This window comes from Kitasatospora sp. NRRL B-11411 (assembly GCF_000721345.1).
Lineage (GTDB): Bacteria > Actinomycetota > Actinomycetes > Streptomycetales > Streptomycetaceae > Kitasatospora > Kitasatospora cineracea.
On record NZ_JOGH01000015.1, the window covers coordinates 57,469 to 81,653 of the forward strand.

A 24,185-nucleotide genomic window follows, 5' to 3' on the forward strand; every position below is an offset into this window, starting at 1 on the left:
CGGCCGCCGTTCACGGCGCGGGCCGCTGACGAAGGAGCTTTCGGTGGGTAGCTTGCGCTGGCTCACGGCGGGGGAGTCGCACGGCCCCGCTCTGGTCGCGACGCTGGAGGGCCTGCCGGCCGGGGTGCCGGTCACCACCGCGATGGTGGCCGACGCACTGGCCCGCCGCCGGCTCGGTTACGGCCGCGGTGCGCGGATGAAGTTCGAGCAGGACGAGGTGACCTTCCTCGGCGGCGTCCGGCACGGCGAGACCATGGGCTCCCCGGTGGCGGTCATGGTCGGCAACACCGAGTGGCCGAAGTGGGAGCAGGTCATGTCGGCCGACCCGGTCGACCCCGAGGTGCTGGCCGGCCTGGCCCGCAACGAGGCGCTGACCCGCCCGCGCCCCGGCCACGCCGACCTGGCCGGCATGCAGAAGTACTCGCTCGACGAGGCCCGGCCGATCCTGGAGCGCGCCAGCGCCCGGGAGACCGCGGCCCGGGTCGCGCTCGGCGCGGTCGCCCGCTCCTACCTCAAGGAGACCTGCGGCATCGAGATCGTCAGCCACGTGGTGGAGCTGGCCGCCGCCAAGGCCCCGGCCGGCGTGCTGCCGCTGCCCGCCGACGAGGCCCGGCTGGACGAGGACCCGGTGCGCTGCCTGGACGCCGACGCGTCGAAGGCGATGGTCGCCGAGATCGACCAGGCCCACAAGGACGGCGACACCCTGGGCGGCGTGGTCGAGGTGCTGGCGTACGGCGTGCCGGTCGGCCTCGGCTCGCACGTGCACTGGGACCGCCGGCTGGACGCCCGGCTCGCGGCCGCGCTGATGGGCATCCAGGCGATCAAGGGCGTCGAGGTCGGCGACGGCTTCGACCTGGCCCGGATCCCCGGCTCCAAGGCGCACGACGAGATCCTGCCGACCGCCGACGGCATCAAGCGCGCCTCCGGCCGCTCCGGCGGCACCGAGGGCGGCCTGTCCACCGGCGAGCTGCTGCGGGTGCGGGCCGCGATGAAGCCGATCGCCACCGTCCCGCGCGCCCTGCAGACCGTGGACGTGCGCACCGGCGAGCCCGCCAAGGCGCACCACCAGCGCTCCGACGTGTGCGCCGTCCCGGCGGCCGGCATCGTCGCCGAGGCGATGGTGGCGCTGGTGCTGGCGGACGCGGTGGCGGAGAAGTTCGGCGGCGACAACGTCTCCGAGACCCGCCGCAACGTGCAGTCGTACCTCGAGAACCTGATCGTCCGATGAGCACGTCGGCCACACCCGCCGTGGTGCTGGTCGGCCCGCCCGGCAGTGGCAAGTCCACCGTCGGGCGGGTCCTCGCCGAACGCCTCGGCCTGCCGTTCCGCGACACCGACGCCGACATCGAGCGGACCGCGGGCAAGCCCATCCCGGAGATCTTCGTCGACGAGGGCGAGCCGCACTTCCGGCAGCTGGAGCGGGAGGCCGTCCGGGCCGCCGTCACCGGCTTCCCGGGCGTGCTGGCGCTCGGCGGCGGCGCCGTGATGGCGGAGGAGACCCGGGCGCTGCTCGCCCCGCTGCCGGTGGTGTTCCTGGAGGTGGCGCTCGGCGACGCGGTCAAGCGGGTCGGCCTGGACGCCCCCCGCCCGCTGCTCGCGGTCAACCCCCGGGCCCGCTGGCGCGAACTGATGGAGGCCCGCCGCCCGCTCTACCTGGAGGTCGCCACCGCCGTGGCCGACACCGAGGGCCGCACGCCCGAGCAGGTCGCCGACGCCGTACTCGAAGCACTGGAGTTGAAGAACCCCCATGTCTGACGCCGACGTTGTCAGGATCCAGGTGGCCGGCAGTGACGGCCACGCCCCGTACGAGGTGCTGATCGGCCACCAGCTGCTGGGCGAACTCGCCCCGCTGATCGGCCCGAAGGCCAAGCGGGTCGCGGTCATCCACCCGGAGGCGCTGGAGGCCACCGGCGAGGCGATCCGCGAGGACCTCGCCGCGCAGGGCTACGAGGCGATCGCCCTCCAGGTGCCGAACGCCGAGGACGCCAAGAGCGCCGAGGTCGCCGCGTACTGCTGGTCGGTGCTCGGCCAGACCGGCTTCACCCGCAGCGACGTGGTGGTCGGCCTCGGCGGCGGCTCCACCACCGACCTGGCGGGCTTCGTCGCGGCCACCTGGCTGCGCGGGGTGCGCTGGATCTCGGTGCCCACCACGCTGCTCGGCATGGTCGACGCGGCCGTCGGCGGCAAGACCGGCATCAACATCGCCGAGGGCAAGAACATGGTCGGCGCCTTCCACCCGCCCGCGGGCGTGCTGGCCGACCTCGGCACCCTGGAGACCCTCGGCAAGCACGACTACGTCTCCGGCCTGGCCGAGGTGATCAAGGCCGGCTTCATCGCCGACCCGGTCATCCTCGACCTGATCGAGGCCGACCCGGAGGCCGCCACCAGCCCGGCCGGCCCGCACACCCTGGAGCTGATCCGCCGCGCCATCCAGGTCAAGGCCGACGTGGTCTCCGGCGACCTCAAGGAGTCCGGCCGCCGCGAGATCCTCAACTACGGCCACACCCTGGGCCACGCCATCGAGCGCAACGAGCGCTACAAGTGGCGGCACGGCGCGGCGATCTCCATCGGCATGGTCTTCGCCGCCGAACTCGGCCGCCTGGCCGGGCGGTTGGACGACGCCACGGCCGACCGGCACCGGGCCGTGCTGGCCTCCGTCGGCCTGCCGCTCACCTACCGCGCCGACGCCTGGCCGAAGCTGCTCGACGCCATGAAGATCGACAAGAAGTCGCGCGGCGACCTGCTGCGCTTCGTCGTCCTGGACGGCCTGGCCAAGACCTCCATCCTGGAGGGCCCCGACCCGTCCGTGCTGGTCGCCGCCTACGGGGAGGTCTCCGGATGAGCACCACCCGCGTCCTGGTCCTGAACGGCCCCAACCTGGGCCGGCTCGGCTCCCGCGAGCCCGACGTGTACGGCTCCACCTCGTACGCCGGGCTGGTCGAGCGGTGCACGAAGCTCGGCGCCGAACTGGGCCTGGCGGTGGAGGTCCGGGAGACCAACTCCGAGGCGGAGATGGTCGGTTGGCTGCACGAGGCGGCGGACGCCGAGACCCCCGTGGTGATCAACCCCGGCGCGTTCACGCACTACTCGTACGCGATGCGCGACGCGGCCGCGCAGCGCACCGCGCCGCTGGTCGAGGTGCACATCTCCAACCCGTACACCCGCGAGACCTTCCGCCACACCTCGGTCATCGCGGCCGTCGCCTCCGGCACCATCGCGGGCTTCGGGCTCGGCTCGTACGAACTCGCCCTGCGGGCCCTCGCGGAGCAGCTCACCACCCGCTGAACGCCCCTTCGGCCCGGCGGCGGACTTGTGCCCGCCACCGGGCCGACGTGTACATTCGGCGCAGGGAGGTGACGGTGAGCCAGTACGCGCAGAACCAGCACGCGGGGGGCCAGGTGCCGCCACGACCTGCGGCGTCCCCGCAGCCGACGGGCCCTCAGCCGCCGTACCCCGGCGCCACCCAGGCGATCCCGACGATCCCGGCGCTGGGACCGACGGGGCCCCGCCCCGACCGTCCGACCGTCCCGCTCAAGGCCGTCGGGCCGATCGCCCCCGGCGGCACCGGGCACTTCCTGCTCCCGACCGGAGGCACGGTCCAACTGCCCGCCCCGCCACCGCAGCAGCCCGCGTTCCCGGCCCCGCCGCCCACCGGCCCGCTCGCCGTCCTGCTGATCGGACCGGCCGGCGCGGGCAAGACCACCGTGGCCCGCCACTGGGCCGAACGCCGGCCCACCCCCACCGCGCACATCAGCCTCGACGACGTCCGCGAATGGGTCCAGTCCGGCTTCGCCAACCCGCAGTCCGGCTGGAACACCGCCTCCGAAGCCCAGTACCGGCTCGCCCGCCGCACCTGCGGCTTCGCCTGCCGCAACTACCTCGCCAACGGCATCTCCTGCATCATCGACGACGCCGTCTTCCCCGACCGCCCCGCGATCGGCCTCGGCGGCTGGAAGCGCCACATCGGCCCCGGCATGATCCCCGTCGTGCTGCTCCCCGGCCTCGACCGGGTCCTCACCCGCAACGCGGAGCGCTCCGGCAACCGCCGCCTCTCGGACGACGAAGTCGCCCGCATCCACGGCCGGATGGCCGGCTGGCGCACCTCCGGCCTCCCGATCATCGACAACTCGAACCTGAGCGTCCCGGAGACCGCCGCCGCCCTCGACCGCGCCATCCTCAGCCGCCTGCACACCCGCTGAGAGCCCGCGGCGCGGGGCGGGGCGCACGCCGGAGACTGCCCGCTGCGCGGGACGCGGGGAGGGCTGCTGCCGCGTGCCCGCCCCCGTCAGGGTTCCTGTGCGCGGGGCCGGTGGCGGTCAGTCCTCGGCGAAGTAGTGGTCCTCGTCCAGGTCGTCGAGCAGGCCCGGGTGGGTGGGCCGCCAGTCGAGCAGGGCGCGGGTGGCTTCGGCGGAGGCGGGCAGGTCGAGGGGGAGGAGGCGGGCGAGGAAGCCGAAGTGCTCGGCGGCGCGGGCCTCTTCGACGGGGGCGGTGGGGAGGCCGAGGCGGTGGCCGATGCGTTCGGCGATCTCGCGGAAGGGGACGGCCTGGTCGCCGACGCCGTGCAGGCGGGTGCCGGCGGGGGCGTGTTCGAGGGCGAGGCGGTAGAGGCGGGCGGCGTCCAGGGTGTGGACGGCGGGCCAGCGGTTGGCGCCCTCGCCGAGGTAGCCGGAGACGCCGGTGGCGCGGGCGGTGCGGATCAGGACGGGGACGAAGCCGTGCCGGTCCAGCGGGCTGTGCACGACCGGGGGCAGCCGGACGACGGAGGAGCGCACGCCGTCCGCGGCGGCGTCGACGATCGCCCGTTCGGCCTCGGTGCGCGGGGCGCCGGGTGCGACCACGCTCTCCAGCGAGGGCCGGCCGGGGGTGTTGCCGGCGCCCGTGCCGCCGGTGCCGACCAGCGGCTTCCCGGTGCCCGCGAGCGCCTCGACCAGGGCCCGGACGGCCTTCAGGTCGTCGGCCATCGCGCCGGCGTAGTCGCCGCCGAGCATCGCCTCGTGCTTGAAGGCGAGGTGCACCACGCCGTCGGCGGCCGCGGCGGCGTCCCGCAGGCCGTCGAGGTCGTCGAGGTCGCCGCGCCGGACGTCCGCGCCGAGGGCGGTGAGGGCGGCGGCGGAGGCGTCGGAGCGGGCCAGGCCGGTGACCCGGTGGCCGGCGGCGAGCAGGTCGGGGACGAGGGCGGAGCCGAGGTGGCCGCTGGCTCCGGTGACGAAGACGTGCATGGGTGGACCTCCGGAGATCCGAAGTGATGAGACCTTGTCCCATCACCATAGCCCGCAGAGCCCGATGATGCGACCAAGTCCCGTCACGTAGAATCCGGGCATGGCCAGATGGGACCCGAACGCGCGCGAACGGCTGGAGCGCGCGGCGCTCGAACTCTTCGTCCAGCAGGGCTACGACCGCACCACCGTCGCCGAGATCGCCGAGCGCGCCGGCCTGGCCAAGAGCACCTTCTTCCGGCACTTCGCCGACAAGCGCGAGGTGCTCTCCGGCGGCGACGCCCTGGTCCGCCTGCTCACCGACGCGGTCGCCGCCACCCCGCCCGGGGCGGGCCCGCGGCAGGCCGTCGAGGCCGCGCTGGCCGCCGCCGGGGAGCGCGCCTTCACCGCCGAGCGCCACGGGGCCGTCCGCGAGCGCCAGCAGGTGGTCGCCGCCAACCCGGAGCTGACCGAGCGCGAGCTGCTCAAGCGCGAGGCCCTCGCCACCGCCCTCACCGCCGCCCTGCGCGAGCGCGGCACCCCCGACCCGGCCGCCGGCCTCACCGCCGAGCTCGCCCTGCTCGCCCTGCGCACCGCCCTCGCCACCTGGACCGCCCGCCCCGGCCAGGACTTCACCGCCCTGGCGCTGGCCGAGCTGACCGCCCTGTGCGAAGCCGCCACCGCCCTCTGAGGCGGCGGCCCGGATCGTCCGAGCGGCCCGGGCTGTCCGAGCGGCCCGGATCGCCCGAGCGGCCCGGGCTGTCCGAGCGGCCTGGGAGAATGGACTCCTCGCCACCACCACGACCGAGGAGTTGACCGCCGGTGCCCGAGGGGCATGTGATCCACCGCCTGGCCAGGGAGAACGACGAGCTGTTCGGAGGGCGCCCGGTGCGGGTGTCCAGCCCGCAGGGGCGCTTCGTGGAGGGGGCCGCGCTGATCGACGGGCGGGTGCTGGACGAGGCGGAGGCGCACGGCAAGCACCTGTTCCTGGGCTTCGGCGAGCACTGGCTGCACGTGCACCTGGGGCTGTACGGGAAGTACGACTTCGGTGCGGGCGAGGCCCCGGCGCCGGTCGGCCAGGTCCGGCTGCGGATGGTGAACGACAGCGGCTACGCCGACCTGCGCGGCCCGACCGCCTGCGAGCTGCTCACCCCCGCCGAGAAGGCGGCCGTCCACCGCCGGCTGGGCCCCGACCCGCTGCGCCCCGGCGAGGCGGGCGACGCGGCCTGGCAGCGGATCTCCCGCAGCGGCAGCACGGTCGCCGCGCTGCTGATGGACCAGAAGGTGCTGGCCGGCGTCGGCAACGTGTACCGCGCCGAGGTGCTGTTCCGGCTCGGCATCAGCCCGCACCGCCCCGGCCGCGAGCTGTCCCGCGCCGAGTGGGACGCGATCTGGACGGACCTGGTGGCCCTGATGCACGACGGCGTGGCCGCCGGCCGGATCGACACCGTCCGCCCCGAGCACACCCCGGAGGCGATGGGCCGCCCGCCGCGGGTGGACGACCACGGCGGCGAGGTGTACGTCTACCGGCGGCACGACCAGCCCTGCCTGGTCTGCGAAACCCCGGTCCGCACCGAGGAGTTGGCGGCCCGGAACCTGTTCTGGTGCCCGCGCTGCCAGCAGTCCTGACGCCCCGTCACCACGGCAAGCCTTGACGCAAGGTTGACCTGGTCTTGGGCGAGGCCCCGGAACGGCGCTCCTATTGTCGGGGCCATGCCCGCTCTCCCGTTCCAGGGGCCGCGCCCCACCCCGGCGCTCCCGGTCCTGCCGTACCGCAAGCCCACCCGGGGCCGTGACTACTGGGTGCTGGACGACGTCCTCCCGGACCCGGACGCGGTGCGCGCCCGGCACCTGGCGCGCACCGACTGGGACGAGGGCTACCCGCACCGGCCGGAGTCCTGGCCGGGCCTGCGGGCGATGCCCGGGCTGGAGCCGGAGGAGCTGGCGCAGGTCGAGAAGCTGGTCCGGGAGGCCACCGGCGCGGAGCGGATCTGGGCGCTGGGCGAGGCCGAGGGCGGCACCTTCAACCACAACTGCGTGCAGGTGGTGGGCGCGGGGGAGTGCGAGCCGCGCCCGCACACCGACTCGCGCTCGCTGTGCCGCTACGCCGCCGTGCTCTACCTCAACCCGGCCGTCCCCAAGCGCTGCGGCACCAGCTTCTACCGGCAGAGCCTGCCCGGCGGCCGGCTCGGCGGCAACAGCGTGGTCGCCCCGCACAACAACCTGGTGGACGCCCTCGGCACCCGCTTCGTCCCGCCGGACTCCTTCACCGAGGACCTGGCCGTCCCGCACCGCTACAACCGGCTGCTGCTCTACACCGCCAACCTGATCCACACCGCGACCGAGTACCACGGGGCGACGCTGGCGGAGAAGCGGATGACCTGCGTCTTCTTCTGGATGGCCTGACCTCCCGTCAGCGCGGCCCTGGCCAGGCGTGATCTGCGCCACCGGACCGGACGCGCCCTTGCCGCCGCACCCGCTCCGGGCCTACGGTGGGCGGGCCGTGGTGTTCGGGAAGCCGGTGCACTGCGACCGTCACGAGAGTGTTCGGTCGCAGGAGTCCGGAGCGGCCCTCGCCACTGTGATCGGGGAGTCGTCGGCTCCCACCCCGTGCCACTGGCCGCTCGCGGCCGGGAAGGCCGGGAGCCGGCGCGCAACACCCCGTCAGCCAGGAGACCGGCCACGGCATCTCACGAAGTGATCCACGAGGTGCTGGAGCGTGAACGCGGATGACCGCGCCCGAATCGACCCTGCCCGGGAACAGTCCCGGCTCCCCCCTTCCCTCCTTCCGCTGGCGGCGCGAGGACACCCTGCGCACGGCCGGGTTGATGGCGGTGATCCTGGCCATGCACGCGGTGGCGTTCGGGACGCTGCTGTTCCTGGTCGCGCCGCACCACTACGCCGTCGGCACCCAGGTGTTCGGCGTCGGCCTGGGCCTCACCGCGTACACCCTGGGCATGCGGCACGCCTTCGACGCCGACCACATCGCGGTGATCGACAACACCACCCGCAAGCTGATGGCGGACGGCCGCCGCCCGGTCTCGGTGGGGTTCTGGTTCGCCCTCGGCCACTCCTCGATGGTGGTGCTGATGGCCGCCCTGGTGGCCGGCGGCGCGGCGCTGGCGGGCACCCTGATGGACGAGGACTCCACCACCCACCGGGTGCTGGGCACCGTCGGCACCACCGCGTCCGGCGCCTTCCTCTACCTGATCGCGGCGCTCAACCTGGTCGCCCTGCTGGGCATCTGGCGGGTGTTCCGGGCGATGCGGGAGGGCCAGTACGACGAGGCCGAGCTGGAGAAGCACCTGGCGGCCCGGGGCTTCCTGGCCCGGCTGCTGAACCGGGCCACCCGCTCGATCAGCCGCCCCGGCCAGATGTTCCCGGTCGGCATGGTGCTCGGCCTGGGCTTCGACACCGCCACCGAGGTCACCCTGATGGTGATGGCGGGCTCCGGCGCGGCCTCCGGGCTGCCCTGGTACGCGGTGGTCTGCCTGCCGCTGCTGTTCGCCGCCGGGATGAGCCTGTTCGACACGCTGGACGGCACGTTCATGAACTTCGCCTACCAGTGGGCGTTCTCCAACCCGGTCCGCAAGGTGTACTACAACCTGACCATCACGGGGCTGTCGATCGCGGTGGCCTTCGTGATCGGCACCATCGAACTGGTCGCCGTGCTGCACGACAAGTTCGACCTGGCCGACCCGGTCACCGGCTGGATCGCCGGCCTCAGCCTGGACAACGTCGGCTTCGTGATCGTCGGCCTGTTCGTGGTGGTCTGGGCCGCCGCGATCGGCTACTGGCGGATCGCCAAGCGCTCCCGGACGTTCGCGCGGGCGTCCTGACGGTGCGTCAACCGGTGGCCAGGATCAGCGTCCCGGCCACCGCGAGGCCCGCGCCGAGCACCTGCACCCGCAGCAGCCGCTCCTTCAGCAGGCCGCGCGCCATCAGCGCGGTGACCACCGGGTAGAGCGAGGCCAGTACGGCCGCCACCGCCACCGATCCCAGGTGGGAGGCGGCCGCGTACAGGCCGTTCGCGGCCACGTCGGCGACCCCGACGGCGGTCAGCGCGGGCAACTCGCGCAGGCCCGCCCGCAGTTCGAGCGACTGCCGGCGGGCCTGTGCGGCCAGCATCCCGGCGCCGACCACCGCGTTGGTCAGCCGCTGCACGCACAGCGTCAGCAGCAGCGCGCCGCCCGCCCCCGCGTGCGCGACCAGCGCCAGCACCGCGCCGAAGGCGAACGCGGCGCCCAGCGTCAGCACCAGCACCCGCCGCCCCACCGCGGGCCCGCCGCGCTGCGGACCGCCCGCCAGCGCGACCCCGGCGACCGCCACCGCGATCCCCGACCCCTGGACGGCGCCCGGCCGTTCGCCGAGGAACAGGCCCACCCCGATCGGCACCAGCACGCCGACGGTGGCCAGCGGCGACACCACGCCCATCGGCCCGAGCGCCAGCGCCCGGTAGAACGCCAGCAGCGCGAACGGCCCGATCACGCCCGCCAGCACCGCGTACCAGAGGCCCGGTCCGGCCCCGCCCCACCCGCCGGTGGCGGTCACCGCCACCGCGAGCACCGCGGCGGCGGCCGTCTGCGAGAGCACGACCACCGTCAGCGCGGGCAGCCGCCGGGTGATCGCCCCGCCCCCGTAGTCGGCGACGCCCCACAGCAGGCTGGCGAGCAGTGCGAAGGCGACGCTCACGGGGCGGCGGAGCAGGAGGCGGACAGCATGGTGGACCTCGCAGTACAGTCGGTGGATCTGTCGATGCCGCCGCAGCATAGTTCAACCCACTGCACTGACCCAACCAGAATATTGGACTGCCCGTGCCGGACGCCGATCTCGTCACCCAGGCCCTCGCCCGCAACCTCAAACGGCTGCGCCTCGAACGCGGCCACACCCTGGACGCCCTGGCCGCCCGCTCCGGGGTCAGCCGCGGCATGGTCGTCCAGATCGAACAGGCCCGCACCAACCCCAGCATCGGCACCGTGGTCCGGCTCGCCGACGCGCTGGGCGTCTCGATCGCCCGGCTGCTCGACTACGACGCCTCCGCCACCGTCCGGATCGTCCCCGTCGAGGACGCCGTCCGGCTGTGGACCGGCCCCGGCGGCGGCAGCGGCACCCTGCTCGGCGGCACCGAGGCCCCCGGCCCGCTGGAGCTGTGGTCCTGGCACCTGCAGCCCGGCGAGCGGCACGACTCCGACCCGCACCCGCCCGGCACCGTCGAGATCGCCCGGGTCGACGAGGGCGTCCTCACCCTCACCCTGGACGGCCGCGACCACCTCGTCCCGGCCGGCTCCACCGCCTCCTACGGGGCCGGCACCGCCCACGGCTACCGCAACGACGGCGACGCGCCGTGCCTGGTCACCATGGTGGTCTCGGTCCCCCCGCCCGGCGCGTAGCGAAAGGGCCCCGGGCGAACCCGGGGCCCTCCAACGGTCGTTCAGTGGCCGTTCAGCCGCCGTACCGGCGCCGGTACAGCTCGACCCGGCCCTCGGTGTCCATCAGGCGGGCCCTGCCGGTGTAGAACGGGTGGCTCGCCGAGGACGTCTCCACGTCCACCACCGGGTACGTCCGCCCGTCCGCCCACGCGACCGTCCGGTCGCTCGAGGCGGTGGATCGGGTCAGGAACGACAGGCCCCCGGTCTTGTCGCGGAACACCACCGGACGGTACTCGGGGTGAATTCCCTGCTGCATGGCTGCTCCTCCTCGTCGTGCGTGTGCCGGTCGGACGGGCCCCGCGGTCAGCGGGCCTCGCGGAACTCCACGTGGCGCCCCGCCACCGGGTCGAACTTCTTCAGGACCATCCGGTCCGGGTCGTTGCGGCGGTTCTTCCGCGTCACGTACGTGAACCCGGTGCCCGCCGTGGACCGGAGCGTGACCACCGGTCGCAGCTCGCTGCGTGCCATCGCCTCTGCCTCCCTCTCCCGGCAACGATTGCCGTTTTCACTACGCCACAACGCGAGGCCCCCCGCCCGCATTCCCGCCCCCGTCCGCCGGTCCCGACAGGCGCCCCGGGGCCCCCGTTCGTAGGCTCGGACCATGTCCGACGCGCACGCCGCCCGACGCGAACGCCTCCGCGAGTACTGCAGCGCCTCCGGGGCCGATGCCGCGCTCATCACGCGCGCCGCCAACGTCCGCTACCTGACCGGCTGCCCGCCGCTGGGCGCCGCGCTGCTGCTCACCCGAGAGCGCGCGGTGCTCGCGGTGCCCGAGGACGCGGAGCCCGCCGAGGGCGGCGAGGACGGCGAGCGCAGGCTCGACGCGGAGGTCACCCGGCTGCCGGTGCCCGCCGAGGCCGACGCCGCGTCCGCCGCCGCCGAGGCCGCCGCCCGGCTCGGGGTGCGCGACCTCGCGGTCGAGGAGCACGACCTCACGGTGGCCCGGCACCGCACCGTCGCCCGGGCCGTCGGCCCGGCCCGGCTGCTGGACCTGGACCGGGCCGTGGAGCGGCTGCGGGTGGTCAAGGACGAGTACGAGATCGCCGACCTGCGGATCGCCGCCGAGATCGCCGACCAGGCCCTCGGCGAGCTGCTCGAGTCGATCCTGGTCGGCCGCACCGAGCGGCACCTGGCGATGGAGCTGGAGCGCCGGATGATCGACCACGGCGCCGACCGGGCCGCCTTCCCGGTCTCCGTCGGCACCGGCAGCCACTCCGGCCTCGAACACCACCGGCCCACCGACCGCCGGGTCGAGGAGGGCGACTTCCTCACCGTCGCGCTCGGCGCCCGCTACCGCGGCTACGGCATCTCCACCGCCCGCACCTTCGTGATCGGCGCGGCCCCCGCCGCCTGGCAGGTCGAGCTGCACCGGCTGGTCTTCCGCGCCCAGCGGGCCGGCCGGGAGGCCCTCGGTCCCGGCGTCGAGCAGCACGTCCCGGACGACGCGGCCCGCTCGATCCTCCAGGCCGCGGGCCACGCCGAACGCTCCGTCCACGCCCTGGGGCACGGCATCGGCCTGGAGATCCGGGAGGCTCCGCGCCTGGGGCCCGCCGACATGGGTAAACTGGACAACCGCGTGCCGGTCACCGTCGGCCCCGGGGTGCATCTCCCGGGTCGTGGCGGGGTCCGGATCGAGGACACGCTCGTGGTGCGGCCTCCCGAGGAGGGCGGGCCCGAGCTGCTCACCATCACCACCAAGGAGCTCCTCGCGCTGTGACCGGAAGCGGTCCCGGCGGCGCGCGGCTTGGTGTTCCTTGACAGCGGACATATCAGGAGTAAGTGCGCCCGTGGCTACCACGAACGATCTCAAGAACGGCATGGTCCTCAAGCTGGACGGCGGCAAGCTCTGGACCGTCGTCGAGTTCCAGCACGTCAAGCCCGGCAAGGGCCCGGCCTTCGTGCGCACCAAGCTGAAGGAGGTCCTGTCCGGCAAGGTCGTCGAGAAGACCTTCAACGCGGGCATCAAGGTCGAGACCGCCAACGTCGACAAGCGGACCATGCAGTACTCCTACCGCGACGGCGAGGCGTTCATCTTCATGGACATGGACACCTACGACCAGGTCCCGGTCGACGCCGCCACCGTCGGCGACGCCGCCAACTACCTGCTCGAGGGCTTCGAGGCCCTGGTCGCGCAGAACGAGGGCGTCCCGCTGTACGTCGAGCTCCCCGCCGCGGTCGAGCTGGTCATCGCCGAGACCGAGCCGGGCCTGCAGGGCGACCGCTCCACCGGCGGCACCAAGCCCGCCACCCTGGAGACCGGCGCCGAGATCCAGGTGCCGCTGTTCGTCACCACCGGCGAGAAGGTCAAGGTCGACACCCGCGACGGCAGCTACCTCGGCCGGGTCAAGTAACCGTGGCCTCTGCTCGTAGCAAGGCCCGCACCCGGGCCTTCCAGATCCTGTTCGAGGCGGACCACCGCGGCGTGTCCCCCGAGCGGGTGCTCGCCGACTGGATCGCGCGGGCCCGTGACCCCCGCCCCGACGAGGGCATCCCGCAGGTCGCGGAGTACACCATGCAGCTGGTCGAGGGCTACGCGCAGCACGCGCGCACCATCGACGACCTGATCTCCACCTACGCGGTGGGCTGGACGCTCGACCGGATGCCGGTCGCCGACCGGAACGTGCTCCGGCTCGGCGCGTACGAGCTGATCTGGGAGGACGGCACGCCCGACGCGGTGGTCCTGGACGAGTCGGTGGAGATCGCCAAGGAGTACTCCACGGACGAGTCGCCGGCCTTCGTGAACGGCCTGCTCGCCCGCTTCATGGAGCTCAAGCCGAGCATTCGGCGCTGAGCACCCGCACGCCCCTTCGGAGGCCGCCGGACCTGTCGGTCCGGCGGCCTCCGCGCGTAAGCTACCGGCAAGTAATGTTTTTGCCCGCTGCGCAGAAGGGCCGCGAAGCCATGCCGGAAACCACCACCGCGTCCGAGTTCGACCGGGGCATCGCCCTCGCCCCGCACCCCGACGAGCCCGGCCGCTACGACGGCGAGCTCGGCGGGGGCTGGCAGATCGGCGGCGGCGTCAACGGCGGCCTGCTGCTCGCCTTCGCCGCGCACGCGCTCGCCCTCGAAGCCGGACCGGCGCACCCGCACCCGCTCACCGTCAGCGGCACCTACGTCTCCGCCTCCCGGCCCGGGCCGGCGACCGTCCGCACCGAGATCGTCCGGCGCGGCCGCAGCCTCGCCACCGGCAGCGCGATCCTCTCCCAGGGCGGCGAGGAGCGGCTGCGGGTCACCGCCTCGTTCACCGACCTCGCCGCGCTCGACGACGAGGTCGCCACCACCGCGCTGCCGCCGACCCTGCCCGCGCCCGAGCAGTGCATCGGCATCGAGCACGCCCCGCGCGAACTCATCGCCCAGGCCGCCCTGTTGGAGCGCCTCGACCTGCGCCTCGACCCCGCCACCGTCGGCTGGGCGCTCGGCCAGCCCTCCAAGGAGGGCCGCATCCAGGGCTGGTTCCGGCTCGCCGACCGGCGCCCCGCCGACCCGCTCTCCCTGCTGCTCACCGCCGACGCCCTCCCCCCGGTCACCTTCGACCTCGGCCGCCCCGGCTGGGCCCCCACCATCGAACTCACCGTCCACCTCCGCGCCCTCCCCGCCGACGGCTGGCTCCGGGTCTCGCACGCCACCCGCAACGTGGCCGGCGGCTACTTCGAGGAGGACTGCGAGATCTGGGACGAGAACGGCCGACTGGTCGCCCAGTCCCGCCAGTTGGCCAAGACCCCGCGCTGACCCGCGGGCGGTGCACGGTCAGTTGCAGAGTTGTGACAGGCCGTGTGTGTGGGGCGGGTGTGGGCGGGGAGGACTGGGGCAGCAGTTGCTCGACCGAGAGACCCGGGAGCCACCCATGTCCAGGAACAGCCGCCGGCCGCGCCGGCTCAGCGGGGAGCCCTCGTGCCGGGGCGAAGAGGTCTTCGTGACGGGGATCCTGACCAGCGAGGCGGACTTCCGGCGGGTGCGGGCCTGGCGGGTGACGGACGCGGCGGACTACCCGACGTACCTGCGGGAGGCCGGGGAGCTGCTGGCCGGGGCGGTGGAGGAGTACGGGACGGTCCGGGCCCGGATGTTCCACCCGGAGGACTTCGCCGACTACTGCCTGCTGCACGGGCTGGACGTGCGGGAGCAGGCCGCGCGGGACGGCTACCTGGTCAACCCGCCGCTGCAGACCCAGCTGGTGACGTACCGCGGGGAGGACCTGGCGGACTTCCTGCCGCGGCTGGTCCGGGCCCGCGAGGGCGGGCTGGCGCTGCGGTACGCGGACCTGCTGATGGACGGGGCGCTGTGCGGCCCGGAGCACGCGGCGGCCGACCCGCGGGCGCGGTGGACGTACCAGCAGGCGTCCGAGGTGTTCCGCCGGGTGCTGGTCGGCGCGGGCTGCGGGGCGTACGAGTTCCGGGTGGTGGTGGACGCGCCGGGCGGGCCGCTGGAGGCCCGGGCGCGGGTGCTGCACTGGGAGGACGGTGCGGTCCGGATCAACGACGAGGACCTGGACCTGGTCACCGCGGTGCTGTGCGCCGGGCTGTACTGCGAACTGCCGGGCGCCGCGGTGCTGCACGGGACGCAGGGCTCGGGCGCGCTGTGCGGCGAGTACCGGCAGGTGGCCTGGGCCTGGCGGAGCACCGGGTACGAGTGGTCGCCGGCCGAGCTGGCGGTGGCCGGGGTCGCGGCGGGCCCCGGGTTCAGCCTGGGCACGGTGGTCTGAGGACGCGCAGCAGCGGGGCGGGAGACCGGGAATTTCGGTCTCCCGCCCCGCTGTGACGTTTCTTCAAACGGGCGACTGGCCGACCGAGGTCAGCTCGCGTCTTCCTCGCGGACGGCGCGGCGCGCGTCCGGGTTCAGCACGCCCCAGCTGATCAGCTGCTCGGTGAGGATCGAGGGGGACTGGTCGTAGATGACGGCCAGCGTGCGCAGGTCGTCCTGGCGGATCGAGAGCACCTTGCCGTTGTAGTCGCCGCGCTGCGACTGGATGGTCGCGGCGTAGCGCTGCAGCGGGCCGGCCTTCTCGGACGGGACCTGGGTGAGGCGCTCCAGGTCGAGCACCAGGCGCGGCGGCGGCTCGGCGGCGCCGCCCGGGGTGCCGCCGGGCAGCAGCTCCTGGACCGGCACGCCGTAGAACTCGGCCAGCTCGGCGAGGCGCTGCACGGTGACCGCGCGGTCGCCGCGCTCGTAGGAGCCGACGACCACAGCCTTCCAGCGACCCTGGGACTTCTCCTCGACGCCGTGCAGGGAGAGCCCCTGCTGAGTGCGGATCGCCCGGAGCTTGGCTCCGAGCTGCTTCGCGTAGTCGCTGGACAATGGATCTCCCCGGACGAGATTGCTTCGCGTGCGCTGAAAAGTGAGCGACGACAGGTCCCTGCAGAGCACCTTCGTAACTCACTGTGAGGTTACGTAGAGTGAGGGTTGCGCGTCAAGCCGAATGGGGCACTCGTGCGAACGGGCGGCGAACGGCCTTCGATCAGCACGCTGCTACCATGGGCGAGGCTCCGGCTGCGGCCGGAAACCATTCCAGACATCCTTTAAGACCGTCCCGTGAGGCGGAGAAGGAGGTCCGCTTCGGCATGACCACACCCAGTTCACCCCCCCGCGCCCCGCACCAGGTGCTGGACGCCACCGACATCGCCCGGGTCATCACCCGGATCGCCCACGAGATCGTGGAACGCGCCAAGGGCGCGGAGGACGTGGTGCTGCTCGGCATCCACACCCGCGGTGTCCACCTCGCCCGCCGACTGCAGGGCAAGCTGACCCAGATCACCGGCCGGGACATCCCGTTCGGGACGCTGGACATCACCATGTACCGGGACGACCTGCGGCTGAAGCCCGCCCGGGCCCTGGAGCACACCGAGATCCCGGCCGAGGGCATCGACGGCAAGCTGGTGATCCTGGTCGACGACGTGCTGTTCTCCGGCCGGACCATCCGGGCCGCGCTCGACGCGCTCAGCGACATCGGCCGCCCGCGCGCCGTCCGCCTCGCCGTCCTGGTCGACCGCGGACACCGCGAACTCCCCATCCGCGCCGACTACGTGGGCAAGAACCTGCCCACCTCGCTGCGCGAGGCCGTGCAGGTCCGGCTGGCCGAGTCCGACGGGCTGGACACCGTCCTGCTGGGCGACCGCGACTACGCCGCCCGCTCCTCCCAGGCCCTTGCGGCCGACACCGAACTCCCGGAGTAGAACCGCGTGAAGCGCCACCTCGTCTCCACCGCCGACCTCGGCCGCGACGACGCCCTGCTGATCCTGGACACCGCCGAGGAGCTCTCCCAGTTCTCCGGACGGGCCGTCAAGAAGCTGCCCACGCTGCGCGGGCGCACCGTCGTCAACCTGTTCTTCGAGGACTCCACCCGCACCAAGACCTCCTTCGAGGTCGCCGAGAAGCGGCTGTCCGCGGACGTCATCAACTTCTCCGCCAAGGGCTCCTCGGTCTCCAAGGGCGAGAGCCTCAAGGACACCGCGCTGACCCTGCAGGCGATGGGCGCCGACGCGGTGGTCATCCGGCACCACGCCTCCGGCGCGCCCGCCCGGCTGGCCGGCTCGGACTGGCTGCACGGCTCGGTGATCAACGCCGGCGACGGCACCCACGAGCACCCCACCCAGGCCCTGCTGGACGCCTTCACCCTGCGCCGCCACCTCAACCCGGGCGCCGGGCGGGACCTGGCCGGCCGCAAGGTCGCCATCGTCGGCGACATCCTGCACAGCCGGGTCGCCCGCTCCAACGTGCACCTGCTGACCACGCTCGGCGCCGAGGTCACCTTCGTCGCCCCGCCGACCCTGCTGCCGATCGGCATCGAGACCTGGCCGTGCGAGGTCTCCTACGACCTCGACAGCGTGCTGCCCAAGGCCGACGCGGTGATGATGCTGCGGGTCCAGCGCGAGCGGATGAACGCCGCGTTCTTCCCCACCGAGCGCGAGTACTCCCGCCGCTACGGGCTGGACGGCGCCCGGCTGGCCAAGCTGCCCGAGCACGCCATCGTGATGCACCCCGGCCCGATGGTCCGCGGCATGGAGATCACCGCCGAGGTCGCCGACTCGCCGCGCTGCACCGTGGTCGAGCAGGTCGCCAACGGCGTCTCGGTCCGGATGGCCGTGCTCTACCTGCTGGTCGGCGGCGCCACCCTCGCCGACGCCCCCCGCACCACCGAACTCCCGGAGGCCGCCCAGTGACCACCTACCTGATCCGCAACGCCCAGATCCTCGGCGGCGCCCCCCAGGACATCCACATCGTCGACGGCGCCTTCGCCGCGATCGGCGAGGGCCTCGACGTCCGGGCCGACATCGACATCGACGCGCACGGCCTGATCGCCCTGCCCGGCCTGGTCGACCTGCACACCCACCTGCGCGAGCCCGGCCGGGAGGACGCCGAGACGGTGCTGACCGGCACGCGGGCCGCCGCCATGGGCGGGTACACCGCCGTGCACGCGATGGCCAACACCTTCCCGGTCGCCGACAGCGCCGGCGTGGTCGAGCAGGTCTGGCGGCTGGGCCGCGAGTCCGGCTACTGCGACGTGCAGCCGGTCGGCGCCGTCACCGTCGGCCTGGAGGGCAAGCAGCTCGCCGAGCTCGGCGCGATGCACGACTCCGCCGCCGGGGTGCGGGTCTTCTCCGACGACGGCAAGTGCGTGGACGACGCGGTGATCATGCGCCGCGCGCTGGAGTACGTGAAGGCCTTCGACGGCGTGATCGCCCAGCACGCCCAGGAGCCCCGGCTGACCGCCGGCGCCCAGATGAACGAGGGCCAGGTCTCCGGCGAGCTCGGCCTCGGCGGCTGGCCCGCCGTCGCCGAGGAGTCGATCATCGCCCGGGACGTGCTGCTCGCCGCGCACGTCGGCTCCCGGGTGCACATCTGCCACCTGTCCACCGCCGGGTCGGTCGAGATCGTCCGCTGGGCCAAGGGCAAGGGCTGGGACGTCACCGCCGAGGTCACCCCGCACCACCTGCTGCTCACCGACGAACTGGTGCGCTCCTACGACCCGGTGTACAAGGTCAACCCGCCGCTGCGCACCGCCGCCGACGTCGAGGCGCTGCGCGAGGCGCTGGCCGACGGCACCATCGACGCCGTCGCCACCGACCACGCCCCGCACCCCGCGGAGGACAAGGACTGCGAGTGGGCGGTCGCCGCGATGGGCATGGTCGGGCTGGAGACCGCGCTGTCGGTCGTGCAGCAGACCATGGTCGACACCGGCCTGCTGAACTGGGAGGGCGTCGCGGACCGGATGTCGCACCGGCCGGCCCGGATCGGGCGGCTGACCGGCCACGGACGGCCCATCTCGGTGGGCGAGCCTGCCAACCTGGTGCTGTTCGATCCCGCGTACCGTGGAGTCGTGAACCCCGACACCTTCGCCACCCGCTCCCGCAACACCCCGTACAAGGGCATGGACCTGCCCGGCCGGGTGCACGCCACCTTCCTGCGCGGTGAGGCCACCGTGCTGGCCGGCGAACTGGTCGAGCGCTGATGCCGCTCGCCACCGAGAAGGGCCACGTCACCGACTGGCCCGGGTACATCGGTGCGACGGTCGGCCTGCTGATCCTGATCGCGCTGGTGTACTGGCTGATGCGGCAGGGCTGGAACTGGCGGCGCACCCTCCAGTCCGACCTGCCCGAACTGCCCGCGGTGCCCGCGGAGACCGGCCCGGCGCTGCTGGCGGCGCCCGGCCGCTACCACGGCTCCACCACCGCCGGGAACTGGCTGGACCGGGTCGTCGCGCACGGCCTCGGCACCCGCAGCCTGGCCGGACTGACCCTCACCGAGCAGGGCCTGCTGGCCCGCCGCCCCGGCGAGGCCGACCTGTGGATCCCCGCCGCGGCGCTCACCGGCGCCCGCACCGACTCCGGCATCGCCGGGAAGGTCGTGCCGAGCGGACTGCTGGTGGTCGGCTGGACGCTCGGCGACCGCGCCCTGGAGAGCGGGTTCCGGCTGGACGCCGCCGACGGGCACGACGACTGGGTCGAAGCCGTCGAGGCACTAGTGACACGTACGAAGACGATGAAGACGGAAGAGGCCGCCACATGACCGCACCTGCCCCCACCACGCAGCGCACCAGGCGGGAGCGCACGTCGTTTGATCGGCCCGTCGCCGTGCTCGTCCTGGAGGACGGCCGGACCTTCCGCGGCCAGGCGTACGGCGCGGTCGGCGAGACCTTCGGCGAGGCGGTCTTCAACACCGGCATGTCCGGCTACCAGGAGACCCTGACCGACCCGTCCTACCACCGCCAGGTGGTCGTGATGACCGCCCCGCAGATCGGCAACACCGGCTGGAACGACGAGGACGACGAGTCGCAGCAGATCTGGGTGTCCGGCTACGTGGTCCGCGACCCCGCCCGGGTCGCCTCCAACTGGCGCTCGAAGCGCTCGCTGGACGAGGAGCTGGAGCGCCAGGGCGTCGTCGGCATCAGCGGGATCGACACCCGCGCGCTCACCCGCCACCTGCGCGAGCGCGGCGCGATGCGGGTCGGCATCTTCTCCGGCCCGGCGGTCGCCGACCAGGCGGCGCTGCTGGCCAAGGTGCAGCAGGCCCCGGAGATGAAGGGCGCCGACCTGTGCGCCGAGGTCGCCACCAAGGAGGCCTACGTCGTCCCGGCGATCGGTGAGAAGAAGTTCACCGTCGCCGCCGTGGACCTGGGCATCAAGGGCATGACTCCGCACCGGATGGCCGAGCGCGGCATCGAGGTGCACGTGCTGCCCGCGAACAGCTCGGTGGAGGACATCTACGCCGTGCAGCCCGACGGCGTGTTCTTCTCCAACGGCCCCGGCGACCCGGCCACCGCCGACCGCCAGGTCGAGGTGCTGCGCGGCGTGCTGGCGAAGAAGACCCCGTTCTTCGGCATCTGCTTCGGCAACCAGCTCCTGGGCCGGGCCTTCGGGTTCGGCACCTACAAGCTCAAGTACGGCCACCGCGGCATCAACCAGCCGGTGCAGGACCGCAGCACCGGCAAGGTCGAGGTGACCGCCCACAACCACGGCTTCGCCGTGAACGCGCCGCTGGACCAGGTGAGCGACACCCCCTTCGGGCGGGTCGAGGTCTCCCACGTCTGCCTCAACGACGACGTGGTCGAGGGCCTGCAGGCGCTCGACGTCCCCGCCTTCAGCGTGCAGTACCACCCCGAAGCGGCTGCCGGCCCGCACGACGCCGCGTACCTCTTCGACCGCTTCGTAGAGCTCATGGAGGGCCAGCGTGCCTAAGCGCACCGACATCAAGTCCGTCCTGGTGATCGGCTCCGGCCCGATCGTCATCGGCCAGGCGGCGGAGTTCGACTACTCGGGTACGCAGGCCTGCCGGGTGCTCAAGGCCGAGGGCCTGCGGGTCGTCCTGGTCAACTCCAACCCGGCCACGATCATGACCGACCCGGAGATCGCCGACGCCACCTACGTCGAGCCGATCACCCCCGAGTTCGTCGAGAAGATCATCGCCAAGGAGCGCCCCGACGCGCTGCTGCCGACCCTGGGCGGCCAGACCGCGCTGAACACCGCGATCTCCCTGCACAAGGCCGGCACGCTGGAGAAGTACGACGTCGAGCTGATCGGCGCCGACGTCGACGCCATCAACAAGGGCGAGGACCGCGAGCTCTTCAAGGGCGTCGTCGAGGCCGTCAAGGCCAAGATCGGGTACGGCGAGTCCGCCCGCTCGGTGATCTGCCACTCGATGGACGACGTGCTGGCCGGCGTGGAGACGCTGGGCGGCTACCCCGTCGTCGTGCGCCCCTCCTTCACCATGGGCGGCGCCGGCTCCGGCTTCGCGCACGACGAGGAGGACCTGCGCCGGATCGCCGGCCAGGGCCTGACCCTCTCGCCGACCACCGAGGTGCTCCTGGAGGAGTCCATCCTCGGCTGGAAGGAGTACGAGCTGGAGCTGATGCGCGACAAGCACGACAACGTGGTCGTCGTCTGCTCCATCGAGAACTTCGACCCGATGGGCGTGCACACCGGTGACTCGATCACCGTCGCCCCGGCGATGACCCTCACCGACCGCGAGTACCAGATCCTGCGCGACATCGGCATCGCCGTGATCCGCGAGGTCGGCGTCGACACCGGCGGCTGCAACATCCAGTTCGCGGTCAACCCCGTCGACGGCCGGGTCATCGTCATCGAGATGAACCCGCGCGTCTCGCGCTCCTCCGCGCTGGCCTCCAAGGCGACCGGCTTCCCGATCGCCAAGATCGCCGCGAAGCTCGCCGTCGGCTACACGCTGGACGAGATCCCCAACGACATCACCGAGCAGACCCCGGCCTCCTTCGAGCCGACCCTCGACTACGTCGTCGTCAAGGTGCCGCGGTTCGCGTTCGAGAAGTTCCCGTCCGCCGACGCCACGCTGACCACCACCATGAAGTCGGTCGGCGAGGCCATGGCGATGGGCCGCAACTTCCCCGAGGCGCTGAACAAGGCGCTGCGCTCGCTGGAGAAGAAGGGCTCGCAGTTCAGCTGGGTCGGGGAGGTGGGCGACAAGGACGAGCTGCTGGTCAAGGCCCAGGTTCCGACCGACGGGCGGATCAACACCGTCATGCAGGCGATCCGGGCCGGCGCCACCCCGGAGGAGGTGTTCGAGTCCACCAAGATCGACCCGTGGTTCGTCGACCAGCTCTTCCTGATCCACGAGATCGCCGTCGAGCTGGGCGAGGGCGACAAGCTCGACCCGGAGCTGCTGCGGCACGCCAAGCGGCACGGCTTCTCCGACCAGCAGATCGGCGAGATCCGCGGCCTGAAGGCCGACGTGGTCCGCGAGGTGCGGCACGCGCTCGGCATCCGCCCGGTGTTCAAGACCGTCGACACCTGCGCCGCCGAGTTCGCCGCCAAGACCCCGTACTTCTACTCGTCCTACGACGAGGAGAGCGAGGTCGCGCCGCGCACCAAGCCCGCCGTGATCATCCTGGGCTCCGGCCCGAACCGGATCGGCCAGGGCATCGAGTTCGACTACTCCTGCGTGCACGCCTCCTTCGCGCTGGCCGACGCCGGGTACGAGACCGTGATGGTCAACTGCAACCCGGAGACCGTCTCCACCGACTACGACACCTCCGACCGGCTCTACTTCGAGCCGCTCACCCTGGAGGACGTGCTGGAGATCGTCCACGCCGAGCAGCAGGCCGGACCGCTGGCCGGCGTCATCGTCCAGCTCGGCGGCCAGACCCCGCTCGGCCTGGCGCAGGCGCTCAAGGACAACGGCGTGCCGATCGTCGGCACCCCGCCGGAGGCGATCCACCTCGCCGAGGAGCGCGGCGCGTTCGGCCGGGTGCTGCGCGACGCCGGCCTGCCGGCCCCCAAGCACGGCACCGCGTTCTCCTTCGAGGAGGCCAAGGCGATCGCCGACGAGATCGGCTACCCCGTGCTGGCCCGCCCGTCCTACGTGCTCGGCGGCCGCGGCATGGAGATCGTCTACGACGAGCCCTCGCTCGCCTCCTACCTGGAGCGGCACGCCGGCCTGATCTCCGAGCACCCCGTGCTGATCGACCGCTTCCTCGACGACGCCGTCGAGATCGACGTGGACGCCCTCTACGACGGCCAGGAGCTCTACCTGGGCGGCGTCATGGAGCACATCGAGGAGGCCGGCATCCACTCCGGTGACTCCGCGTGCGCGCTGCCGCCGATCACCCTCGGCGGGTACGACATCAAGCGGCTGCGCTCGGCCACCGAGGGCATCGCCAAGGGCGTCGGCGTGCGCGGCCTGATCAACATCCAGTTCGCGCTCTCCGGCGACATCCTGTACGTGCTGGAGGCCAACCCGCGCGCCTCCCGCACCGTGCCGTTCACCTCCAAGGCCACCGCCGTCCCGCTGGCCAAGGCCGCCGCCCGGATCTCGCTCGGCGCCACCGTCGCCGAACTGCGCGCCGAGGGCCTGCTGCCGCGCGAGGGCGACGGCGGCACGCTGCCCGCCGACGCGCCGATCTCGGTCAAGGAGGCCGTCATGCCGTGGTCGCGCTTCCGCGACGTGCACGGCCGCGGCGTCGACACCGTGCTCGGCCCGGAGATGCGCTCCACCGGCGAGGTCATGGGCATCGACCGGGTCTTCGGCACCGCGTACGCCAAGTCCCAGACCGGCGCGTACGGCGCCCTGCCCACCAAGGGCAAGGTGTTCGTCTCGGTCGCCAACCGCGACAAGCGCAACCTGGTCTTCCCGGCCCGCGCGCTGGTCGAGCTCGGCTTCGAACTGCTCGCCACCACCGGCACCGCCGAGGTGCTGCAGCGCGGCGGCATCCCCGCCACCGTGGTGCGCAAGCACTCCGACGGCGAGGGCCCGAACGGCGAGCAGACCATCGTCCAGCTCATCCACGAGGGCGAGGTCGACCTGATCATCAACACCCCGTACGGCACCGGCGGCCGCCTCGACGGCTACGAGATCCGCACCGCCGCGGTCTCCCGGGGCGTGCCCTGCCTGACCACCGTGCAGGCGATGGGCGCGGCCGTGCAGGGCATCGCCGAGCTGCGGCGCGGCGAGGTCGGCGTGATGTCGCTGCAGGAGCACGCGGCACTGATCAACTCCGGCCGCAACTAGGTCGAAACCGTGGGGGGCACACCGGTCCGGTTGCCGGGTGCCCCCCACGTCCATGTCCCGGCTCGGCACGGCACGGCTTACGGAGGGTTGC

The 24,185-nt window shown here is 73.2% G+C and carries 26 protein-coding genes and 1 riboswitch; of the genes, 21 read left to right on the forward strand and 5 right to left on the reverse strand.

Going from position 1 to position 24,185, the window contains the following annotated elements; all coding sequences use genetic code 11:
• Positions 1–43 precede the first annotated feature (43 nt).
• The 5 genes from aroC to IH44_RS0110330 all read left to right on the forward strand — a co-directional run bounded on the left by aroC (position 44) and on the right by IH44_RS0110330 (position 4,199).
• Positions 44–1,228: a chorismate synthase gene (gene aroC, locus IH44_RS0110310; RefSeq protein ID WP_107066506.1), complete on the forward strand. Its 1,185-nt coding sequence runs from the start codon at positions 44–46 to the stop codon at positions 1,226–1,228.
• Positions 1,225–1,755, forward strand: coding sequence for a shikimate kinase (locus tag IH44_RS0110315; protein ID WP_030459153.1), 531 nt, complete (start codon positions 1,225–1,227; stop codon positions 1,753–1,755). The genes aroC and IH44_RS0110315 overlap by 4 nt, the downstream gene beginning before the upstream one ends.
• Positions 1,748–2,842 carry a 3-dehydroquinate synthase gene (gene aroB / locus IH44_RS0110320; RefSeq protein WP_030459154.1) on the forward strand — a complete coding sequence of 365 codons (1,095 nt, stop codon included), beginning with the start codon at positions 1,748–1,750 and terminating at the stop codon, positions 2,840–2,842. The genes IH44_RS0110315 and aroB overlap by 8 nt, the downstream gene beginning before the upstream one ends.
• Complete coding sequence (gene aroQ / locus IH44_RS0110325) at positions 2,839–3,285, forward strand: type II 3-dehydroquinate dehydratase (protein WP_030459155.1); 447 nt, start codon at positions 2,839–2,841, stop codon at positions 3,283–3,285. Before aroB ends, aroQ begins: the two co-directional genes overlap by 4 nt.
• 74 nt (positions 3,286–3,359) lie before the next feature.
• Entirely contained in the window at positions 3,360–4,199 is an 840-nt protein-coding gene (locus tag IH44_RS0110330; protein ID WP_369794927.1) for an AAA family ATPase, read from the forward strand.
• A 117-nt stretch (positions 4,200–4,316) separates the two neighbouring features.
• Here the strand turns inward: IH44_RS0110330 and IH44_RS0110335 are convergent, their stop codons facing one another.
• On the reverse strand, positions 4,317–5,219 hold the full coding sequence (locus IH44_RS0110335) for an SDR family oxidoreductase (protein ID WP_030459157.1): 903 nt from the start codon (positions 5,217–5,219) through the stop codon (positions 4,317–4,319).
• Positions 5,220–5,319: 100 nt separating this feature from the next.
• Between IH44_RS0110335 and IH44_RS0110340 the strand changes: the two genes are divergently transcribed.
• The 4 genes from IH44_RS0110340 to IH44_RS0110355 all read left to right on the forward strand — a co-directional run bounded on the left by IH44_RS0110340 (position 5,320) and on the right by IH44_RS0110355 (position 9,034).
• Entirely contained in the window at positions 5,320–5,886 is a 567-nt protein-coding gene (locus IH44_RS0110340) for a helix-turn-helix domain-containing protein (RefSeq protein WP_030459158.1), read from the forward strand.
• A 131-nt stretch (positions 5,887–6,017) separates the two neighbouring features.
• Positions 6,018–6,824, forward strand: a complete 807-nt coding sequence (locus IH44_RS0110345; RefSeq protein ID WP_030459159.1) for an Fpg/Nei family DNA glycosylase — start codon at positions 6,018–6,020, stop codon at positions 6,822–6,824.
• Between the two features lie 84 nt (positions 6,825–6,908).
• Positions 6,909–7,601: a DUF6445 family protein gene (locus IH44_RS0110350; protein WP_030459160.1), complete on the forward strand. Its 693-nt coding sequence runs from the start codon at positions 6,909–6,911 to the stop codon at positions 7,599–7,601.
• A gap of 81 nt (positions 7,602–7,682) precedes the next feature.
• Positions 7,683–7,895: riboswitch (cobalamin riboswitch) on the forward strand.
• Positions 7,896–7,924: 29 nt separating this feature from the next.
• Positions 7,925–9,034 carry a HoxN/HupN/NixA family nickel/cobalt transporter gene (locus tag IH44_RS0110355; protein ID WP_030459161.1) on the forward strand — a complete coding sequence of 370 codons (1,110 nt, stop codon included), beginning with the start codon at positions 7,925–7,927 and terminating at the stop codon, positions 9,032–9,034.
• Positions 9,035–9,041: 7 nt separating this feature from the next.
• On the opposite strand, the gene IH44_RS0110360 is transcribed toward IH44_RS0110355, so the two are convergent.
• The gene (locus tag IH44_RS0110360) at positions 9,042–9,887 is read right to left on the reverse strand and encodes a DMT family transporter (protein ID WP_030459162.1); all 846 of its coding nucleotides are present in this window, start codon (positions 9,885–9,887) and stop codon (positions 9,042–9,044) included.
• 122 nt (positions 9,888–10,009) lie between these two features.
• On the opposite strand from IH44_RS0110360, the gene IH44_RS0110365 reads away from it, so the two are divergent.
• Complete coding sequence (locus IH44_RS0110365; protein WP_030459163.1) at positions 10,010–10,585, forward strand: helix-turn-helix domain-containing protein; 576 nt, start codon at positions 10,010–10,012, stop codon at positions 10,583–10,585.
• A gap of 52 nt (positions 10,586–10,637) precedes the next feature.
• Here IH44_RS0110365 and IH44_RS0110370 read toward each other — a convergent pair whose 3' ends face one another.
• Complete coding sequence (locus IH44_RS0110370; protein WP_030459164.1) at positions 10,638–10,880, reverse strand: type B 50S ribosomal protein L31; 243 nt, start codon at positions 10,878–10,880, stop codon at positions 10,638–10,640.
• A 47-nt stretch (positions 10,881–10,927) separates the two neighbouring features.
• The gene (rpmG, locus tag IH44_RS0110375) at positions 10,928–11,092 is read right to left on the reverse strand and encodes a 50S ribosomal protein L33 (RefSeq protein WP_030459165.1); all 165 of its coding nucleotides are present in this window, start codon (positions 11,090–11,092) and stop codon (positions 10,928–10,930) included.
• A gap of 133 nt (positions 11,093–11,225) precedes the next feature.
• Between rpmG and IH44_RS0110380 the strand changes: the two genes are divergently transcribed.
• From IH44_RS0110380 to IH44_RS0110400, 5 genes are all read left to right on the forward strand, one after another.
• Positions 11,226–12,341, forward strand: a complete 1,116-nt coding sequence (locus IH44_RS0110380) for an aminopeptidase P family protein (protein WP_030459166.1) — start codon at positions 11,226–11,228, stop codon at positions 12,339–12,341.
• Between the two features lie 70 nt (positions 12,342–12,411).
• Positions 12,412–12,975 (forward strand): elongation factor P, encoded by a 564-nt coding sequence (efp, locus tag IH44_RS0110385; protein WP_030459167.1) that lies wholly within the window; start codon positions 12,412–12,414, stop codon positions 12,973–12,975.
• Positions 12,976–12,977: 2 nt separating this feature from the next.
• Positions 12,978–13,415: a transcription antitermination factor NusB gene (nusB, locus tag IH44_RS0110390; protein ID WP_030459168.1), complete on the forward strand. Its 438-nt coding sequence runs from the start codon at positions 12,978–12,980 to the stop codon at positions 13,413–13,415.
• Positions 13,416–13,525: 110 nt separating this feature from the next.
• Complete coding sequence (locus tag IH44_RS0110395) at positions 13,526–14,353, forward strand: thioesterase family protein (protein ID WP_030459169.1); 828 nt, start codon at positions 13,526–13,528, stop codon at positions 14,351–14,353.
• A 115-nt stretch (positions 14,354–14,468) separates the two neighbouring features.
• Complete coding sequence (locus tag IH44_RS0110400) at positions 14,469–15,323, forward strand: hypothetical protein (RefSeq protein WP_030459170.1); 855 nt, start codon at positions 14,469–14,471, stop codon at positions 15,321–15,323.
• An 89-nt stretch (positions 15,324–15,412) separates the two neighbouring features.
• Here IH44_RS0110400 and IH44_RS0110405 read toward each other — a convergent pair whose 3' ends face one another.
• Positions 15,413–15,916 carry a transcriptional regulator gene (locus tag IH44_RS0110405; RefSeq protein ID WP_030459171.1) on the reverse strand — a complete coding sequence of 168 codons (504 nt, stop codon included), beginning with the start codon at positions 15,914–15,916 and terminating at the stop codon, positions 15,413–15,415.
• Between the two features lie 263 nt (positions 15,917–16,179).
• On the opposite strand from IH44_RS0110405, the gene pyrR reads away from it, so the two are divergent.
• Genes pyrR through carB form a run of 6 tightly spaced genes read left to right on the forward strand, consistent with a single transcriptional unit; the run spans position 16,180 to position 24,094 of the window.
• Positions 16,180–16,791, forward strand: a complete 612-nt coding sequence (gene pyrR / locus IH44_RS0110410; protein ID WP_030459172.1) for a bifunctional pyr operon transcriptional regulator/uracil phosphoribosyltransferase PyrR — start codon at positions 16,180–16,182, stop codon at positions 16,789–16,791.
• Between the two features lie 6 nt (positions 16,792–16,797).
• Entirely contained in the window at positions 16,798–17,778 is a 981-nt protein-coding gene (locus IH44_RS0110415; protein ID WP_030459173.1) for an aspartate carbamoyltransferase catalytic subunit, read from the forward strand.
• A 56-nt stretch (positions 17,779–17,834) separates the two neighbouring features.
• Positions 17,835–19,067 (forward strand): dihydroorotase, encoded by a 1,233-nt coding sequence (locus tag IH44_RS0110420; RefSeq protein ID WP_369794929.1) that lies wholly within the window; start codon positions 17,835–17,837, stop codon positions 19,065–19,067.
• On the forward strand, positions 19,067–19,624 hold the full coding sequence (locus IH44_RS0110425) for a hypothetical protein (protein WP_030459175.1): 558 nt from the start codon (positions 19,067–19,069) through the stop codon (positions 19,622–19,624). Before IH44_RS0110420 ends, IH44_RS0110425 begins: the two co-directional genes overlap by 1 nt.
• On the forward strand, positions 19,621–20,793 hold the full coding sequence (gene carA, locus IH44_RS0110430; RefSeq protein ID WP_030459176.1) for a glutamine-hydrolyzing carbamoyl-phosphate synthase small subunit: 1,173 nt from the start codon (positions 19,621–19,623) through the stop codon (positions 20,791–20,793). The genes IH44_RS0110425 and carA overlap by 4 nt, the downstream gene beginning before the upstream one ends.
• Positions 20,786–24,094, forward strand: a complete 3,309-nt coding sequence (gene carB / locus IH44_RS0110435; RefSeq protein ID WP_030459177.1) for a carbamoyl-phosphate synthase large subunit — start codon at positions 20,786–20,788, stop codon at positions 24,092–24,094. The genes carA and carB overlap by 8 nt, the downstream gene beginning before the upstream one ends.
• Positions 24,095–24,185 lie beyond the last annotated feature (91 nt).

Excerpts from the sequence above, each read along its gene's own strand:
- IH44_RS0110315 (WP_030459153.1), top strand. The coding sequence starts at position 1,225 with ATGAGCACGTCGGCCACACCCGCCGTGGTGCTGGTCGGCCCGCCCGGC.
- aroB (WP_030459154.1), top strand. The coding sequence starts at position 1,748 with ATGTCTGACGCCGACGTTGTCAGGATCCAGGTGGCCGGCAGTGACGGC.
- aroQ (WP_030459155.1), top strand. The coding sequence starts at position 2,839 with ATGAGCACCACCCGCGTCCTGGTCCTGAACGGCCCCAACCTGGGCCGG.
- IH44_RS0110335 (WP_030459157.1), bottom strand. The coding sequence starts at position 5,219 with ATGCACGTCTTCGTCACCGGAGCCAGCGGCCACCTCGGCTCCGCCCTC.
- IH44_RS0110340 (WP_030459158.1), top strand. The coding sequence starts at position 5,320 with ATGGCCAGATGGGACCCGAACGCGCGCGAACGGCTGGAGCGCGCGGCG.
- IH44_RS0110350 (WP_030459160.1), top strand. The coding sequence starts at position 6,909 with ATGCCCGCTCTCCCGTTCCAGGGGCCGCGCCCCACCCCGGCGCTCCCG.
- IH44_RS0110355 (WP_030459161.1), top strand. The coding sequence starts at position 7,925 with ATGACCGCGCCCGAATCGACCCTGCCCGGGAACAGTCCCGGCTCCCCC.
- IH44_RS0110370 (WP_030459164.1), bottom strand. The coding sequence starts at position 10,880 with ATGCAGCAGGGAATTCACCCCGAGTACCGTCCGGTGGTGTTCCGCGAC.
- rpmG (WP_030459165.1), bottom strand. The coding sequence starts at position 11,092 with ATGGCACGCAGCGAGCTGCGACCGGTGGTCACGCTCCGGTCCACGGCG.
- IH44_RS0110380 (WP_030459166.1), top strand. The coding sequence starts at position 11,226 with ATGTCCGACGCGCACGCCGCCCGACGCGAACGCCTCCGCGAGTACTGC.
- IH44_RS0110395 (WP_030459169.1), top strand. The coding sequence starts at position 13,526 with ATGCCGGAAACCACCACCGCGTCCGAGTTCGACCGGGGCATCGCCCTC.
- IH44_RS0110400 (WP_030459170.1), top strand. The coding sequence starts at position 14,469 with ATGTCCAGGAACAGCCGCCGGCCGCGCCGGCTCAGCGGGGAGCCCTCG.
- pyrR (WP_030459172.1), top strand. The coding sequence starts at position 16,180 with ATGACCACACCCAGTTCACCCCCCCGCGCCCCGCACCAGGTGCTGGAC.
- IH44_RS0110425 (WP_030459175.1), top strand. The coding sequence starts at position 19,067 with ATGCCGCTCGCCACCGAGAAGGGCCACGTCACCGACTGGCCCGGGTAC.
- carA (WP_030459176.1), top strand. The coding sequence starts at position 19,621 with ATGACCGCACCTGCCCCCACCACGCAGCGCACCAGGCGGGAGCGCACG.